Raw genomic sequence first — 18166 nt, 5'->3', positions numbered from 1 at the left:
CAATACCCCTGAACTGGTCAATCCTAAATCATCAATACTCCCGACCTTAGTCTCAACGAAGTTTATAAAAGATAAACCAAATTATGACTAGAAAAGTAAAACATATCATCGCTTACATTATCAGTATTTTTCTGATCATCTTCTGGCTATTTGTCGGACTGGAAAAAGCATGGAGCTGGCAGAACTTCAGGATCTCACTGCAACAGCAACCGCTTCCACAATGGTCAATGAGTATATTGTTCTGGCTGGTACCTCTTATTGAGATCGCGACTGGAATACTACTGGCCTTTCAAAATAGAAAATTACAGCGATTGGGATACTGGGGTTCTATATTACTCCTCACCGCTTTTACAATTTTTATCGGACTGGGGGTAGCCGGAGTTTACGAAAAGCGTCCATGTACCTGTTCGTCCATCTTTAATGAAATGTCCTGGGAGTGGCATTTAGTAGTTAATATCATATTATTGAGTGTTTCTATATTGGGATTATTTATGCTTCGTCCTGCTTCCTTATCCTCAGGTGATAGCGAGCGATACAGCAAAAGTGTACGGTTATTTATCATCTATCTGATTCTTTCATCAATCGGCACGGTACAGAGCAGACCACTCGGGCTTAAAACCAATGCATTTGTAATGCCCCAGAAAATGACAACCTACCCCAGTAACCTGGTGTATCAATTTAAAGTATCTTGAACACCAATTAGGACCGCTGAAATCATTATAAATCGACGTAGGCAAAGATTATGAATATCTGTTTAAAAAAATGAATACAAATTTGAATCGTATTTTTTAGGAAATACAATAAAGTCTTACAAAATGAATACAATCAATTTTATAAAAAAATATGCGCTGGCTATGGTAGCTGTCGCAACAGTTTTAACTTTCTCTGCTTTCAAAGTAAGTGGTGGAGATGGACAACAAAAAAGAATGACGGTTGCTGTATATTTCCATGGTAATCCTACCATTCCATCTCAGGTAGAAAATGAAGCACTTTGGAACACTGATCCAAATGATGAAAGCTGTAATGCAATTAACCAGAAAGCGTGTATGCAACTGGTTGAACATACTGATTTAACGGGATCCAATACCCTTGATCCGGCAAAAATAACCTTGGGTTCCGTTAATACCGGCGCTGGATATGTACCGACAAGAACAGGAGGATCTAGTTCAACTCCATTCAATCCTATCAACCGTAGTTAATACGATATAGAAGTTGACAGATTAGGACCGCCCAATAAAATTGGGCAGTCCTTTTTTTTAAAATATTTAGAAAACAAAAATATGAAACTAATAATCTTTATAAAAAAATATGCCATGGCAATAGTTGCATGCATGGTAATTTTATGTTTTTCTGTCCTTAAAGTAAATGGCGGAGCAAAACAAAAAAGAATGACTGTTGCTGTGTATTTTCACGGAAATCCAAATGATCCTGCCCAGATCGCAAATCATACACTCTGGAATACGAACCCAAACGGACAAACCTGTAGTGGCATTAACCATAGAGCTTGTATGCTTTTGGTTGATCATACCGATCTCACACCTACCGGCACATTGAATCCAGTAAAGATAAAATTAGGATCTGTCTTTACCGGTGTTGGATATGTTCCGACACAAATCGGGGGCTCCACTTCAACAATATTCACTCCGATCAACCGCAATTAACAGTTGATGACTACAATTAGTTAGATCGCTTCAAACTTTCTTAGGCCGTCCTTTTATTTAAAGAAGATAATCTTATGAAACTCTATATTTTTTTAAAAAGCAATGTGGTAGCCATTGCAGCTGTTATAGCTATAGCGAGCTTATTAACGCTGAAAGTAAGCGGAGATATACAACAAAAAAAAATGACTATTGCCTTCTCTTTTGATGGAAAGCACACTATCCCAGCTCAGGAATCATATGAAAATAGATGGAACGTAACACCAAATGACTTACCGATAAATGGATTAATCAAAAAACCGATATGCTACTGGTTGAAAATACGGATCTAACAGCAACTTATTTTAATGAATGAAAGGCGACCCAAGTATATTTGAGTCGCCTTTATGAATTGATTATACCGTAAAAATGGACCAACATTAAATGGGATTCTGAGGCATACCGGTCTCCCTAATAATATCAATAGGCAGTGGCAATGCAAATCGATTGGCATTTGGAAGCAAGATATATTCCTTATCATTGATTTTACGTTTTAAAGTAATGTTTGCACCTTCCAGATTTAAACGTTTAATATCGATCCAGCGTAATCCTCTTAAAACCAATTCTTTTCTTCTTTCCTTCAGAATTAACTGCAGTACCGCCTGTTGACTTGTCAGCGCATATGGCTGGAAAGTACCAGTTTTATAACGTTTTACCAAAAGTTTGTTAAGAGCTTCCTGTGCATCTTCAAGTTTACCTGCTCTTGCCAGACACTCTGCCCGAACTAAATAAAATTCGTCAGTTGCCAGTCCTCCAAAGAAAAATGTTTCAAAAGCTGGCTGACCTGCATAATTACCTTTTAAACTGACATAGGGAGCTAAACCCGTCAAAAAGTAGGCTTCTCTGCGCAGATCATGTGTACTATAGGTTGCATAAAGAAGCGTATCCACCTGAATGTTGGCATACTGATCGAAAATTTCACTCGTAGTCAGATTAAAATAGGTAATCGTTTCTTTATTAAATCTTGCAAACGGAAAGTTAGATGTGATAGCGACATCTGCGGGGTTATTAAAATCCAGCAAATCATCTTTTATTTCCAATACTTTATCAGCAAAATAATAAGCAGAATCATACTTGGCCATCGAAAGATAAGTCCTGGATAATACGCCATAAGCTGCAATTTTCGAAGGTCGCATGACATGCGTTGCCTGATCCGGAAGAAGCTCCATCGCTGTTCGAAGATCCTGAATAACCCTGTCATAACAGACTTGCACTGAAGAACGCACTGATTTTTCATTAAAATCTGATGAATTTCGCAACACGATACCCATATCTGTGTTCGCTGTTTCGGGATGATAAGCTTTGGCATAATTCCATAATAATGACAGATACTGATTTGCACGGTAGAAAAGCGCGGATCCTAATACCTGATCTCTATTGGCCAAATCATCAGAAGCAGGATTAATATGCTGTAACTGATCTATAACCAGATTACTGATGTACACGGGCGTATAACCTTTAGACCAGTCGTTTTCAAAAACATCCAGATCATTCTCCCAGATATACGATCTTTTATTCTCTTCCGTTTTTGCATCATAGAGGGTCTGATCGATAAAATAATCGTCTGCTGAAACCTCTCCGTAAGATCCGACACCCCTATTCATTTTCGCCGAATTGTCCAGTAACTGTTGCAGACTTTCAAGATCCTTAGGAATCACCTGCTCATCATTGGACTGTATATCTAAATATTTTTCACAGGCAGTCATGCCCATAAGTGCTATACATAGACTTATTTTACTTATGAAACTTTTTAATTTTTCCATCATTTAAATTCCTTAATAATCAATCTGTACTCCTAATGAATATGTCTTGGCAGGTCTTATCATATAAGCAAATTCAGGATCGATATGATCCTTATTGGCTGTCCATAAAACCCCCAGATTACTGGCATTTGCAAAAAGACGTACGTTCATCGATCTATAGCCCATCTGCCATTTTCGTTGCCAGGATAAGGTAATGTATTCCAGACGAAGATGATCGGCCTTCAAAACGTTGATAGCAGCATTTCTGTAGAAAGTGTCTCTATCCTGATTTAAAGGATAGATCATCGCAGGTACATTGGTTTTATTTTCATCACCGGGCTGTTGCCAGCGTTTTTCAAAATCGGGATAAGCTTCTCCCATCCTGAAGAGAGAAAAATAGGTGGTAACCGGTTTATTGAAGTAATAATCACCTTTATAGCTGACATTTACCGCCAGTTCAAGTCCTTTCCAAGCCACGCTATTGATCAAATTCCCATATACCTGAGGTTTGGACGGACCTATAAACGATAGCGATTCGTTTCCTTGAGGATTATTAATCGCCATTTGATTTAAAGCCATATAATCGGTACTTGGTTCACCATTAAGCAATCCTTGCGGCATACCCTGATCACTCAGCCCCATCCAGGTATAGGCGGCAATACCGTACAAAGGTTTACCGACAACAGGTTGAAATATATCTCCATTCCCCAGGTAAGACAGTACTCCTGTAAAGGGAGCTGCAAAATATTCGGTCGTCCTGTTTTTATTTAATCCCAGTAATAATCGGGTATTCCAGGCTACAGCACCAGTAGTATTTCTTGAATTGATGGTAAAGTCCCATCCCTTTCCTTCCATGCTGCCGACATTCTTAGTAATGGTTCCCTCTGCACCCCAAGTGGTATAGTCATAACCGGTCATACCATAGAGGTCCTTTCCTTTTTTGATATAATGATCAATAGAACCCGAAATCCGGTTCTGAAATATTGAAAAATCAATTCCTACATTTAAGATTCCAACTTTTTCCCAGCGTAAAGAAGGATCATTCAGGGACTGAATGCCGAGATAAGGATAATTGGTATAAGTATCAACACCGCTATTAGCGATCGGATATGGGGTCTTTCGCAGATCGACATTTCCACTGTAACCGTAAGACGTTCGAAGTTTTAGATTATCGACCCATTTCACCTGAAAAAATTCTTCTTTATCCAATTGCCATGACGCACCTGCTGACCAGAGCGGAGACCATTTATCATTGGTAGTAGCACCGAAGATATTGGCGCCATCCTGCCGGAAGCTACCAGAAATTCCATATTTACCCTGATAGATATCACTCCAGTTGCTATACAGAGAAACGAACCTGTTGGTCACTTTAGAAAATTGCGGTGCTCCGGGTATCATTCCCTGAAAAAATGTCGGTGCAAAGCCCATATAACTATTTGCATAATCAACAGGAACAGAGGTCAGTGGAATCTTATTATAGCCATAGGCTGTGTTACCGGATCCAGATAACCTACTTTCGCGCACCTCCGCGCCCAAAATGCCTGTTATCTGATGTGCTCCGACCATTTTATTAAAATCCAGCTGTCCTCTTGCGGTATAAGAAGCTGCAGATTGACTGTTCAACTCTCGAATAGCTCCCATAGGTACATTATACTTGACCGCACCGGAAGCAGGATCAATAGACATGAATTTATTGATCATCAAACGGGTCTGATAACTCTCTATATCCTGTAGATTTACAGATTCTGTCCGTTGGTTCTGCCACTGAAAAGAAGCATTGGCACTAAAAAAAGGAAATATCTGATAACGGATACCGGTTGTTGCATACCATTCATCCAATTTTTTTCGATCGGTATCATATCGGTATTCCGAAAGCGGATAATAGCCCCAGTCCAGGTAAGGATCAGGAAATTTTTTATTCAGATAAGTATTGTTATACAGCAGATCAAAGGGTATTTCCTTTCCCAGAGCATCTCTAAAAGCGGTATATGGCACTGCCTTACCTGAATATTTAAACTGCGAATACTCCGGTTTTCCGGAACGGTTCAGTTGATCGGTATATTGCACGCTCAGATCAATCTGCAGCCGGTCTACAGGACGAAAACTATTAGAAAGCAGGATATTGAGTTTTTTACTGTTCGCATCGAGATGGGTTTTATCGGTCGTATACCCTATACCAAGGCCATAGGCATTGAACTCACTCCCGCCATTGATATTCAGAGACAGCTGGTTAGAAAATGGTGTTCCATAAAACTCGTTCATATAATTCTGTCGTCCATCCTGTGCCATGAGCCAGTCCATCGTTTTTGCGGAGTCTGCAGCAGTTATCAATCCCTTTTTCCTGTTATGAAAAAGCTGAATAACTGGAGTAACAGATAAATGCGGTGAAGAATTTAGCCTGGAATTATAAAACCCTTTGTTGAACAGCAACTGCTCAATAGCTATAAAATCGCTATTAGGCAATTCATAAATCTGTTTTAGATCGGGTTTTTCCTTGGTGATAAAGGTATTGCTCAGGGATATCCTGGTTTTTTGGTTTGCCTGAAATGCACCTTTTTTCGAGGTGATAACAATGACACCGTTACCCGCTCTGGCACCCCAGATGGAACTTGCGGAGGCATCTTTCAAGATGGAAACCGATTCCACATTATTAGGATCAATATTCTGTATATTACCTTCATAAATAAAACCGTCCAGTACAACCAACGGATCCAGATTACCATTGATGGTACTGAGCCCACGAACAGAAAAATTCAGCTTCTGAACATCAGGAGTCCTAATCCCTTTATTATCAAACCGTATGGATGAAGTGATATTATTGAGCCTCTCAACGATATTAAGACCAGTTTGTTGATTTAGCATCGTATTCGACACGACATCAACAGCTCCGGTTATTTCATTGGCCTTTAGAGATTGGTAACCGGTATTAACGCGAGCTTCCTCCAGATAATTTACCTTTCGGACCAGATAGATCCGGTCTTCTTTTTGAAAGTAAGAGGCAATAATTTTTTGTTCCGTATAGCCTATCATAGAAATCTGCAGAGAATCTAGGAGACTATGCACACGGATTGTAAAATTTCCATTGATGTCAGTAGCGGCGATGTCCGTACCCGGAAATACTTTTACCGTTACGCCAACAAGCAGTTTACGTTCATCAAGGGAACGGACCTGCCCTTTGATCCAAAAGGACTCCATCTGCTGCGCCTGGCACAGCAGAGCCCCTAGACTATACAATAGGGTAATAAATAAAGCTTTCATGTCAATTATGCGCTAATTCAATATGGAAATTTCAGCATAGTCCCTATTCATCTCCACAGCATTTAGAATGATTCCCTGATCTGCTAGGAATGCTAGCCTTTCAGCAATTGATTTGCGGGCAAAATCTGCAGGTAGTTCAATATTGATCATCCGGTTATCGTTCTGATCAAAAACCAGAGGCCTGTCCAGATAGTAAAAGAGATTGGTCAGAAATAAACTGACAGGTGCATTGCGGTACTGCTCGGGATCTGTCCGGGGATATGGCTGTATAATGGGCATCTCTCCTTTTGCTTTGATTTTATCAAAATTTGGATTAAAACTCACCTGATATACCGGTGTTTTTCCGTTCTTCCGCACTACTTTCATTTTAAAATATTTTGAGAAAGTTTCCTGAAAATGAGATTCAGCCTCTGTCTGATTGATTGAGTCACGCACATAAAGTTGATAACTAAATATATTCCCGTTATCGATGGAATTGAGCAGTTTATATTTAATATCCTCCATATCAGGATCAAAAGCATAATCTTTCCATGACAGTCCATTCAGTTCTTTTTTAAAGGCTTCATATAGCATAAATGCAAATGTGTTATTGATCATCTGGTAGCTGGTATGCCCGTTTTTATAAAACACATTTGGATAGGTCGGCAGATAGTAAGGATTGAACTTCGTTATCTCCGATATAAACTCCGCCCCCACAGTATCATGCAATGGAGGCACATCAAGTCGATTTTTGAAATTGCGATAGATCTGAGTAACTGCCATATCAGACTTCCCTGTCTTCAGGATCGATTCAAGATTCTGTTCATTGACCTCACTGGACATCGTATTCCCCATATAAATTCCCTCGGGATTGATCCAGGCCGTGCTCGGTATCGCATTATGAGGAAACAGCGTCGTCAGTAATGTATCGTCTAAAATCGTAAATAGACCGATATCGTATTTATACTGTTCTTTATACCGCTTCATGGTCGCATTTATCTTACCGGGGGTATCTCTGTTCCGCTTGCTATTGACCAGAATGATAGCCAATTCGTTTGGATACTTTTCCTGTATCTGCTCCATATGCGGGATATTTTCGATACAGCTTTTGCAGGTGGTGGACCAGAAGTCAAAGATGATTACCCGGCCTTTCATATCGCCAAACTTAAAGTTTGACTTTTTGCCTTTAAAGTCATTCAGCTCCATAGGCATCTCCCAAAAACTCTCCGGCATTTTATCACCCGGCTTTAGTGCCTGTAAGAGATCCTGTACTTTATTTTGCATACCGGTGCTATCTGTTACATGCTTCTTTTCACTGCTCTTCGCCAAAAGAACTCCTGCACATATCAGAAACAGGATCGTGGAAACACAGACTGCAAAGCGCAGTCCCTTAATAAATCTTATATATTGATTTTCCATTTTAATTTCATTTAATGAGTGTACAGCTTAGTTCTTACGCGCTCTATTTTTAAGCAGTTCGGCTAAACTGTTTTCATTAACAAATACAGCTTTGGGATTGATCTGCACGTACTTCGGGAAAACAGGAGCTTTAAAAAGCTGATCAAGGTTTTTATTCCCGATAATACAGGCAATATCCATATCGACCTGATATTCCTTTTTGAAGCGCTCTAGGGCAGACGCTACCCTAGCCATTGTTGATTTATCACGTTTGCTGATGACAATAATAAAGGTGGAGCTTGCTCCCATTTTTTCTTTATAATCGTAGATTTTCTTAAGGTCTGTCAGGTGATCGACATATGAAGCATCCCAAAAGAACAGCTGTACAAAATTCTCGCTGAGCTTTCTGAAAGAAGACATCACTTTTGCTTTTCCATCAAAATATTGCAGTTCCAATGGCATATCCTGTACAGCATCAGGCAGGTATTCATACTGCTTGATCTCCGGTAGCTGTTTTGCATGTGTAGCACTTGAAGGCTTACTTTTCGTTTGAGCAGATGAGATATTAATCTGCGCGATTATTATTGTAGCCATCAGTAGCATTTTATTGAACATCAATATGCTATCACCTTTAGATCTGAATAGCTTCTGTAGATAATTCCAGAGTACAGCTTTAGATATATGATATATTTTGTAAGATTTCATTATTTTAATTTTTAAGGTATTCCGTTTTACTATTCCCTTTTCGTACCGAGGGATCGACCTGTTCCTAAAGTCTACTTTTAGCCCTCGGTCGAATCGGGCCTTCTAAACAGTGACACCAGTTATTAACTTTTTATATTTTGCTCTGTTGGCCAATAGTTCGGCTACTAACCCCCGTTTTGTACGCATGATCAACATCAGCTGTTCCTCCCAGATCAGCTCAACAGACTCACCGTCCATGGTGAATACTTTTCTGCTGTCTTTCACGATGGAGAGTTTTTCAACTTTAACATCGAGATCAAACTGTTCATTAAGATCATTGAGTATGCGTTGCCGGTATTCTTCGCGCTCGGTACTAGCTGGCAGAGCAAGCTCATAACAATACAGGTTTCTAATTTCGCGTGACGATCGCTCATGGCATACTTTACAGGGTATATACTTATCTCTGTTATGACCATAGACGATGATCTGCTCGGTCGGAAAACTAGATGGCAATCCTAAAGCAAAGAGGTAGCACTCATAGATGGCCATATTGGCAAGTGATATGCGGAGCACATCCGTACTATCATCACGTACAACAGAACTGTATGAACGACCTGCCTGTTTTGACTGGGTGATTATCGAATAATAGCGTTCCTTTGGCCTTCTCTTGACCAAAGCTCTAGGCATCATTGGAGGCCCAGGTTTGTGGGATACGGACATCGGTTTCTTCCATATCCGATTTGGTAAAAGTGTCATCATAATTGGTTTTTTGATAATTGGATCACGTTTTTTACACAAAATCGAAGGCAGTTTTTCCCCTGGGGACAGCGCATAGCTTTCCCTGTTGCAAAGTTTTTGCATTTTTTTTAGGTTAAATTGAGATTTAAAAGGAAGCTAAAAAATAGACAATAGGTTCCCTTTTCAACCACAATAGTTAAAAAATAAGATTAGAAAAAATGCAATTATTAGTCTACATCAAGGTTATAACTGGTCTTCGCGATTGCATAATTTAGATAAAAAACAAAAACCGGCTTCCAAACAATAGTGTATCACGATAAATTTGTGATTTCAAAATTTGCTTTACCACAAGAAAGGTCGTACTTTTAAAGTGTAAAATAAAAAATGTATACCGTGACTATTGTGGCGTATGCAGTATTGTATACTAACTGAATAAAAGCCGGTAACATATGTCTTCTAGGGATTGTTAGCTGATAAGCTTCATACCTTTTCCATGCACCTTTTTTCAGTATGAGGTCGGGCCATTAAGCCATACTTTTTACTGCGGATACGTCTTTGGATTTAGCAAGAGCGAGCTCTTTCCTATTCGACAATATGTTTTATTGTAGCTGCTATTGCGGGGCACAAATAACGTTCTTTATAAGATTGGAATGGGCTGAACATAGACCTTGATCCTCGATCAGGTCGGCGTGTTTTTTTTGGATGGTTTTTAATCGTTGTATCATAATAATGTTTGGTTATGCAACGATGTGACTTGTCAAGCATTAGGATACTCCTTTGCAAAAATCAAAGGAGCAGACTTCAAAGCTTCGCTCGTGGCACCGTCAAGAGCCTGTTAACTTAAAGCTAACCGCTACGAAGGCTGAAATGAAGTCCGCTCCACTGAATTATGTACGAATATACAAAAACGCAATGGAAAGCGAACTCCGACTCAACTTACGTAGCAAAAATTTGACGGTTTTCGAGCGTAAGAGACATCGTAAAAAGAGGATTAACCTCTTATATATTGTCGCTATTAATTATTTACAATACAAATATAATGAATAAATATTAGTTCCAAGTACTAATTTTTAAATTTTTATGCCAAGAAATAAGAATAAGGATTTTATTCAAAAGAATAGAATAAAAGAAGAAGTAAAATTAGCTGGTGCATCTCAAAGGCTATTATCACTATGGTTAGATGTGAATTACACCACAATAAGTCCCTGGAATACAAATAAATCACAACCGGAAGAGGAAAACTTAAATAAAATCGGTGAATTACTTGAAATTGATAATCGCGAATTATTGGAGTCTCAAGGTCGCTTCAAAACTGGTTTGGCGAAAGCTTTAGAGTTAGAATTAGTACGTATCAATAAGGAAGAAGGTATACCATTCGAAATCGAAAAGTTCGATTCGGTTAAGAAAAAAAATATATGGGTCAATAATCCAGAAGTAATAAAGCGGTTAGAAAAATATGCTGCGACATATAAAAAGACGCATGAAAAGATATCACCAATTTATCTGGATAAAATCTTTTCTGAGATTAGTAAGGATGAATTGAAAGGAAAAGAGATTATAATCTGTAACAGTAACGACTCTACTTCAAAAAAGAAAGAATATCAAGTAGTTCATCTACAACTTGAAGATCCATTTATAGCAAAATTCAATGATCGCACTCTCGCTGAAAATTATGTAGATCTAATTCTTCGTGGCTTTGTAAAGATTAAGTAGACTTTACTTATTAAAATATTGGTTTTTGATAAAAAAATAAAAATGAGAACAGATATTTCTCAATATTTATTTCATGGAGTTGGTGCTCCAAAGAAAAAAGAAAGTAACAATTTAACAGATAAATCTACTGTACAATATTATCCTTTATTAGAGGGTGCAGAGTTAAAATCTGAATTCGAAGTGCTACTTAATATAATTAAAGAAGGAGGATTAAGAGGGACTTTTTCATTTAGAAATGGTAAACCTACAATCTATGGAGGATCACCAGCTATTTGCTTCACAGAGATGCCTTTATTAAATTTAATAGAATATGTACGTTCTAGAAAAGATGATAATAAAGTAACGGAATATGGATTTGCTATATTGAAGAATAACGCATTTTCTTACGGAGCTAGGCCTGTAATATCTGGCCTTTCAAATGCTTTGAGCTATTCAAACTACGAAAGAAGAATTTTGAATCCAGAGATCCTACCTATATCAGAACAGTATAGGTATGTCGCTCTCGATCTACTTTCAAAGAATAAGATTGATTGGACTCATGAAAGGGAATGGAGAATCAAAGTCGACCATAAAGACTTTTGGGTAAGAGACGACTGGCATATGAATGTGCACCAAACTTCTGGAATAAATATTTTTAGTGATTTAAATTTTACTGAGTGCATTATCATTATAAAAACAAATGAGGAGGCCATAATTATTCAAAAAGTAGTCCAAAAACAACTAGATTCTGGATATTCAGCAGGAGGTAACGAATTTCATACAGATATTAAATATTTAGTAATAGATGAAGCGCTTAAATATCTTGGCATTAATGAAATAACTAGCATCGAGAATTTACCTGAGAAAGCATTTTATAAACAAAAATATGATATAATTACTGATGATGAAAAAGTTCAAGTTTTAAAAATCATAGAAGAATGCAAAACTATGGCTCTTTCATATGCTGATGAATATATAGATAAATATAAAAATACTATCGATTCTTCTGGAAATTTCAGAGATTGTTGCGGATATGCATATGTTTGTACTTTTGATTCAGAAAATAAAATTATTCGGTTTTTACTAGAGGAAGAAATAGTTTCTTGTGCTAATGGACAATATATCTTTTACGGTTTACAAAATAAAATACCACAAATGCAAGGAATGTCTTATGTGGAGTATATTGCTAATAAACAAGCCGATTTTTTAAATCAACATATCGGTACCATCTTTACTACAACTAGTTGGATGGATTAATTGATGTATTTTAAATTAAACATATAGCAGACATATAATAGAAACTGTACAACCCACTGTACATCGATTTCGGGAGTGTAACTCGAACTGTGTCATTGGATAACTAACCTAATGCTAAAAGCGTCTATCAAGTTTGAGTCTATCTCAAAATTTAATGTAAAGCTATTTCAGGACAAGACATCAAGAATTCATGTTCATCCTATTCGGTTATTTTACAGTGGATTTTATGTTGTCTTCTATTAACTTAATTTAGATCATCAATTCCAGATTCTTTATATCGCTTAACCTATTTTCTCAGCGTAGGCTCAATTTTACCACACTTTAAATATAGCATCCCTGCATTACAAACAGACTGATAAAGCTTGATCCATTTAAGATGCATTTTTATCTCATTGTTATTGACTATGTTAAAATGATGTTATAACTACCAACTCTACCAACATTTTAACATTACGTTATTGAAACGATTTGCACAAACTTCAAAACTAAAAACTAAGAATAATAATTATTAACTTTTTGTGTTTTTTATCAATTCTACGGTTGTAGAGAGTAAACCTTTGGCTTGTTCTAGTGATTTCTCACTAACATTACTCTTTTCCTGCACTAATGTTGGTTTCTCATATATATTATTAACAGCTTGAAGTAATAAACTTTCTTTAACACTTATTTCATCAGATTTATTATTCGAAAGTAAATCTGAATAAGAGGTTATTGTCATAGCTACAGCCGACTTAAAAGCATATTGTTCTTGATAATTGCGTTCTTTTTGATATTGTCCTATGCAAAAACCAACAAGCAACCATGCTGGAGAAGTCTTAATTGCATTAACCAAAAGATTAATCCATGGAATATTTAAATCTGTAGAAAATTTTGTAAACACCAGATAAACCCATACAATTGCACAAATAGTTGCAACTCCAGTACCTATGATCCAATATTGTGCATTTTTTGCTAATTCAGTTTTTCTATCATTAAATTTGTACCCAAGACTACCATCTGCTGCTCTTCCAATTAAACTAACAATCTGTTCCTCCTGAGCTAAAATTTTAGTGCAAGCTTCATTAATACTTTCATTTATTTCTTGATTTTTTTTCTCTAACACCTCAACATTTTTAATAGTTTGATCAAACTGTTGTTTCCTAGTGTTAAAGTCATCCTCATATATCTTTTTAGTTTCATTAATCACGTCTAGTTCAGTCTTAGATGATTTTTGAATTTTTGATATTTCAACATCAGAAGCTTGAGTTTTCACTAACAGAGTATCGACTTGCTCTGCTTTTGTTTGCATCTCTTGATCTACCTGTACTATTTTAGCTAATTCTTCAGAATATTTTATGTTAGCGCTATCAATTTCCAATTGGCTTTCTGTAAATTTATTTTTCAAATCTTCAAAGTTAGCTAATCTGAATTCTATATTTTTTGTTACTAATTCTATTCTTTCCTCAGCATCTTTAATTTTTAAACCTTCAATTTTATGCATTTTTACCGAAGATTTATCCCAGAATCCATGAAATATTTGATAATATATCTGTCGTTTTAAATAATCTGCAGCGTTGTCTTTGTTAGCATAGTTTTTTAAATAAGAATAAAAATTTGTTATTTCGTTATACAGATCAATAACAGCATATTCGTTACCTGTACTAATTGTATTTGGTAATATAGTACCTAACCCCTCTTCTAACTCCGATCTGAGTTGTGAAAAAGTTCTTATATATAGACTCTTAAACTCTGAAACCTTATATTCACCATATAAAATATCGTCTACATTATCAGTGAGATTATTATTTAATATCAATTCATCGAAATCAAAAATCAATATTTGTTCTATCTGATTTAGGATGTATTCTTTCTGCTGTATATTCATAATAATGGCTTTGAAATTTAGTTTTTTTTCGAAATAATATATATTATAAAATTGATAAATGAGTTTCTTAGAATTAATGAATAATTCACATAGTCAGAATCTAAATTCTACAAAATCAGGAGGAGCTATAATTAATAAATTGGCAATGTTTACGGAAACCATAAAAATAGCATTTTAAACTATTAAAAATCCTAAAGAATCAAAAATTTCATCCTTCGAGTCCTGAAATAATGTGCGATGATGATCAATTGCTAAAACTTTTTAAAACGTAGAAAATGAAAAATGAAGTTTATGGTCTTCGCCTAATCTCATTTAATCCTATGATTCCAAATTCTGATTCTTTAGTTAATCAAAAATTGAGACCCATATACATTTTGGTCTCTCTCGCAATATATTCATCTAGATTCTTATTTTTGATTAACCTATGTAGTTTAAAAGAAATGTAGCTTTTAATTTTTATAATTATAAGAATTCACATATCTGTTTGCTAGTCTAAATTTTTCATTCACAAAATTTTAATGTTATTAAAATCATTTTATTTTCCATAACTATTTAGATCCCTTTATAAAATTCAAAATTTTTGTGGTGATGTTTTTAACATACAATGAGTGCTGTAAAGTCTCCCAGTTATAACTACCATCTAATACCTTTCGATACACAAATTCTGCTAATTTTTTTTTATAGGATGACGCAAGTGTTCCACCAAATTCTGCTTTAATCTTTAATATTCTCCCATTTTTTTTAACCCCATTAAACACCTCTCCTAGCTTCTTCGTCAAAACAAGCTTAAAGTCTATAGAATCGATTTGATTTCCTGAAACACCCAATTCCTTTAAAAAATCTTTTAAAATCTCATCAGGAAGAATATTTTCTATTTCAGGGAGACCAGTATCTAAATAAACGAATTGTCTATTTTTAATTTTTGAAAAACGAATAGATTTACCTTCGTTATTGTCATTATCGGCTAAAACTAAAATTCTATTACTACTATAAAATGCTTTGATATCTGCTGACGCTGTATTCTCAACTGTTTCGTTAAAATCATAATGTATAATACTACTTCCCCCATACTCAATAAAACAATAGTCTAGTCCTTCTCTAATAACCTGATCCTTTTTCTTTAAACTATTAATATAAGCTTTCAAAAAAGATTTTACATATAATCTATCAGTAATCCCTTCTACCCAAAGTAGACAGTTACTAATTAAGACAGAAGTATTTAAAACACCTAATAGATCCAAAGTAGATTTCTTGTCATCATTAAAACTTGTAATTGATGTTGTATCTTGATCTCTTTTGGAAAACACCATTACATTAATATCTTGAGGACTTAAGTAGCTATTGACAAGAATATGATTGGAATGAGTATTTATGAAAATTTTTAAATTCTTTTTTTTCAAGAACGAGTTTTCAGCTAACGTCTTAACAAAAATATTCTGAAATGCAGGGTGTAAATTATTCTCAGGCTCTTCAATAAACACCCAACTATCGTCGTGGGCAGTAAAAATTGGATACAGTAAATTGATAATCCCACTTACACCATCTCCGAGATCATTGAACGAAATATTTGGTCTCTCACCTGGCAGGCTAATTTTTATTTCTTTACCGCCAAATTGAGCTATTATATTGATATTGTCGCCACCGAAAAAAGTATTTCCAATAAACTTTTCAAATTCAAGGAAATCAAAAAAATCCTCTTTTGTCCCATTTCTTGATTTCAACACTCTATCATTCAAGCTTAAACCTGTATGAATAACAGTATTACGATTTAAATTAGGCATTTGGTCTTTAACAGTTTCTTCAAAAATATCTCGGCTAATCCCCATGAGCGTCCTCGAAGTCCGTAGAACAGGAATATATATTATATTAGGATTAAATAATTCAAATGAGATATTTTTATAAAAAGGGATCAAAAGTTCCTTTATTTTAATTAAGACTTTGGAAATTTCAGCATCTTTTAACCGTTTTCTCAAATCGCTAGGCCTTTTAGCATTTAGCGCTAAATAAGGAGATTTTGTCAAAGAAAATTGTTGTTTGATCAATAAATCTTCATTATAAATTGCTTGAACTAAATGATTCGACATATTCAATGAGTAGATTAAATCATCAACACTTGTTTTAATTTCATTTAGCCCTGCTTTGGTTTTGCATTGTTGAATATTGTCTATTACCCCTTGAACGACGCCCTTTATCAAAACAATTTGTAATTGATATTCTTCATTAGCGGACACTTTCTTTATTACATTTTGTATTTTCCCTTTAATATCAGCAGATATTCCGTAAAGTTTTAAATCTGCTACAACAATTTCATTAAAGTTTGCCAATTCTTGATTTGCTAATTCTAAATCTCTAATAAAAGGCTCTAGCGCCAGTGCTGTATCCCAAACTGGATAAGACTCCTGTTCCATCAACATTTTAAAGAAACGGCTTTTTCTAGTGTTGTTTCCTCCTACTATAATATTTATATCTTTTATGTTTGAAAGAAACCGAATCGGTTGATCATTGCAATAGAACTCTTTATTCTCCAGACGAATTTTGTTATCATAATAGTAGCTTGAAAGGCTCAGATTCGTGATCATATCTTAATTTGAAATCAATATTTAGGTTAAAAATCTTTGATTAAGTTAATAAGATTTTTTTAATTTCACACTAAATACCAATCTTAAGGAATCTTTGTGAAAAATAAAATTATAAAATAGTTAGCAACTTCAGTTTACCTAAACGCCAAAATAAAAGGTCTAATTCTCATTAGACCTTTTATTTTATAATAACTATTAATACCACGATCACTCTTACTCTATATTGAAAAATTATACGACAGGGATGCGCAGTAGATTGTAGCTTATCACTAGGAAACAATCTTGATTTACGTGCTTCCGAATCTGTTATTATGGAAAATTAAAATTCATAATTCCCATTTTAATCGCTCGACTCCAAACTCTCTCGATAAGCTTTACTAATAAAATTATACGTCAACATGGCGGCACCTTCTTGTGAAAGGACAGGATCTCGTAAAACGGCCAGTTGCATGGTATTTTCATTCAATGACATAATGCGAACATCGCCCCAATCGACCACGATACCATCTTGAGGTTTACCATGTAAGGGTGTTGCATCAACCATACGGATCGTCTTCTTGTCCGTATCAATCATAAAGGATCCTTTTTGCTTTCTACCTAGCATATTGTGGTTGACGATGACATTGGCACCTCCTTTTAAATTAAAAGTCATTTCTCCATAATCACCCGCTGGCATAAGCCAGGTATTTTCTTTCCAGGTGGGATCCCAAAGCCAAGAATCGCTATTAAGAGGCTTTCCCTGCTGATTGACATTGCCCCACCAGTCACCTGTTCCATAAAAATATAATGGCCCTTTGAAAACTCTAGACAGTCCATTTTGATCCAGATCCAGATACCAGGTTTTCTCTTCTCCTGCCCCACCTGCCAACAGTGTCCAGGTTTCGTCACTGATAAACTCGGCATACATATCATCTACCTTAAAAGTGGCAGGTTCTCCATATACAATACCACCGCGGGTTTCAACACCAAACTTCACTTTGTATTCTCCAGGGAATGGAATTCTCAGAGTAACCTTTTTATCTTGGCTACGTCCCTGAGGATGCTCCCACAAAGGTGTATATTTTGCATCCACCAAACTGGTCAAATAAATAATATTGGGATTCGAAGCATCATGTTCAATTTTATAGGATATGCCCTCTACGATCTGGGCCGGTGCAATATCGATACCCCCTAATTCATATTTTTCAGGAGTACAGGCTCCAAACAGAACTATTCCAATAAAGAAATAGATGCTATACTTTACTATATTTTTCATCTTTGTACAATTTTTATCAAAGC

At 35.8% G+C, this 18166-nt stretch carries 14 protein-coding genes; 6 read left to right on the top strand and 8 right to left on the bottom strand.

Annotation, left to right across the window (positions count from 1 at the left end):
• The first annotated feature begins 83 nt into the window (after positions 1-83).
• The 4 genes from FHR29_RS00305 to FHR29_RS00290 all read left to right on the top strand — a co-directional run bounded on the left by FHR29_RS00305 (position 84) and on the right by FHR29_RS00290 (position 1990).
• A complete protein-coding gene (locus tag FHR29_RS00305; protein WP_183911763.1) occupies positions 84-692 on the top strand; it encodes a MauE/DoxX family redox-associated membrane protein in 609 nt (202 codons plus the stop codon).
• A 123-nt stretch (positions 693-815) separates the two neighbouring features.
• Positions 816-1199, top strand: coding sequence for a hypothetical protein (locus FHR29_RS00300; RefSeq protein ID WP_183911762.1), 384 nt, complete (start codon positions 816-818; stop codon positions 1197-1199).
• An 81-nt stretch (positions 1200-1280) separates the two neighbouring features.
• Positions 1281-1661 (top strand): hypothetical protein, encoded by a 381-nt coding sequence (locus FHR29_RS00295; RefSeq protein WP_183911761.1) that lies wholly within the window; start codon positions 1281-1283, stop codon positions 1659-1661.
• 74 nt (positions 1662-1735) lie between these two features.
• Positions 1736-1990, top strand: coding sequence for a hypothetical protein (locus FHR29_RS00290; protein ID WP_183911760.1), 255 nt, complete (start codon positions 1736-1738; stop codon positions 1988-1990).
• A gap of 87 nt (positions 1991-2077) precedes the next feature.
• On the opposite strand, the gene FHR29_RS00285 is transcribed toward FHR29_RS00290, so the two are convergent.
• The 5 genes from FHR29_RS00285 to FHR29_RS00265 form a co-directional block, all read right to left on the bottom strand.
• Positions 2078-3463 (bottom strand): RagB/SusD family nutrient uptake outer membrane protein, encoded by a 1386-nt coding sequence (locus FHR29_RS00285; RefSeq protein ID WP_183911759.1) that lies wholly within the window; start codon positions 3461-3463, stop codon positions 2078-2080.
• Between the two features lie 9 nt (positions 3464-3472).
• Positions 3473-6697: a SusC/RagA family TonB-linked outer membrane protein gene (locus FHR29_RS00280; protein ID WP_183911758.1), complete on the bottom strand. Its 3225-nt coding sequence runs from the start codon at positions 6695-6697 to the stop codon at positions 3473-3475.
• 12 nt (positions 6698-6709) lie between these two features.
• A complete protein-coding gene (locus FHR29_RS00275) occupies positions 6710-8095 on the bottom strand; it encodes a TlpA disulfide reductase family protein (protein WP_183911757.1) in 1386 nt (461 codons plus the stop codon).
• A 27-nt stretch (positions 8096-8122) separates the two neighbouring features.
• Positions 8123-8668, bottom strand: a complete 546-nt coding sequence (locus FHR29_RS00270; RefSeq protein ID WP_183911756.1) for a hypothetical protein — start codon at positions 8666-8668, stop codon at positions 8123-8125.
• A gap of 213 nt (positions 8669-8881) precedes the next feature.
• Positions 8882-9517, bottom strand: a complete 636-nt coding sequence (locus tag FHR29_RS00265) for a hypothetical protein (protein ID WP_183911755.1) — start codon at positions 9515-9517, stop codon at positions 8882-8884.
• A gap of 1059 nt (positions 9518-10576) precedes the next feature.
• Between FHR29_RS00265 and FHR29_RS00260 the strand changes: the two genes are divergently transcribed.
• Positions 10577-11209: a hypothetical protein gene (locus tag FHR29_RS00260; protein ID WP_183911754.1), complete on the top strand. Its 633-nt coding sequence runs from the start codon at positions 10577-10579 to the stop codon at positions 11207-11209.
• A gap of 42 nt (positions 11210-11251) precedes the next feature.
• Positions 11252-12445 (top strand): hypothetical protein, encoded by a 1194-nt coding sequence (locus FHR29_RS00255; protein WP_183911753.1) that lies wholly within the window; start codon positions 11252-11254, stop codon positions 12443-12445.
• Between the two features lie 508 nt (positions 12446-12953).
• Here FHR29_RS00255 and FHR29_RS00250 read toward each other — a convergent pair.
• The 3 genes from FHR29_RS00250 to FHR29_RS00240 all read right to left on the bottom strand — a co-directional run bounded on the left by FHR29_RS00250 (position 12954) and on the right by FHR29_RS00240 (position 18143).
• Positions 12954-14309: a hypothetical protein gene (locus tag FHR29_RS00250; protein ID WP_183911752.1), complete on the bottom strand. Its 1356-nt coding sequence runs from the start codon at positions 14307-14309 to the stop codon at positions 12954-12956.
• 548 nt (positions 14310-14857) lie between these two features.
• Positions 14858-16888 carry an AAA family ATPase gene (locus FHR29_RS00245; RefSeq protein ID WP_183911751.1) on the bottom strand — a complete coding sequence of 677 codons (2031 nt, stop codon included), beginning with the start codon at positions 16886-16888 and terminating at the stop codon, positions 14858-14860.
• A 340-nt stretch (positions 16889-17228) separates the two neighbouring features.
• A complete protein-coding gene (locus FHR29_RS00240; protein WP_183911750.1) occupies positions 17229-18143 on the bottom strand; it encodes a hypothetical protein in 915 nt (304 codons plus the stop codon).
• Positions 18144-18166 lie beyond the last annotated feature (23 nt).

Source organism: Sphingobacterium sp. JUb56, from assembly GCF_014191365.1.
GTDB lineage: Bacteria > Bacteroidota > Bacteroidia > Sphingobacteriales > Sphingobacteriaceae > Sphingobacterium > Sphingobacterium anhuiense.
The sequence above is the reverse complement of the archived record's forward strand: the minus strand, read 5'-3'. Positions and strand labels throughout refer to the sequence as shown.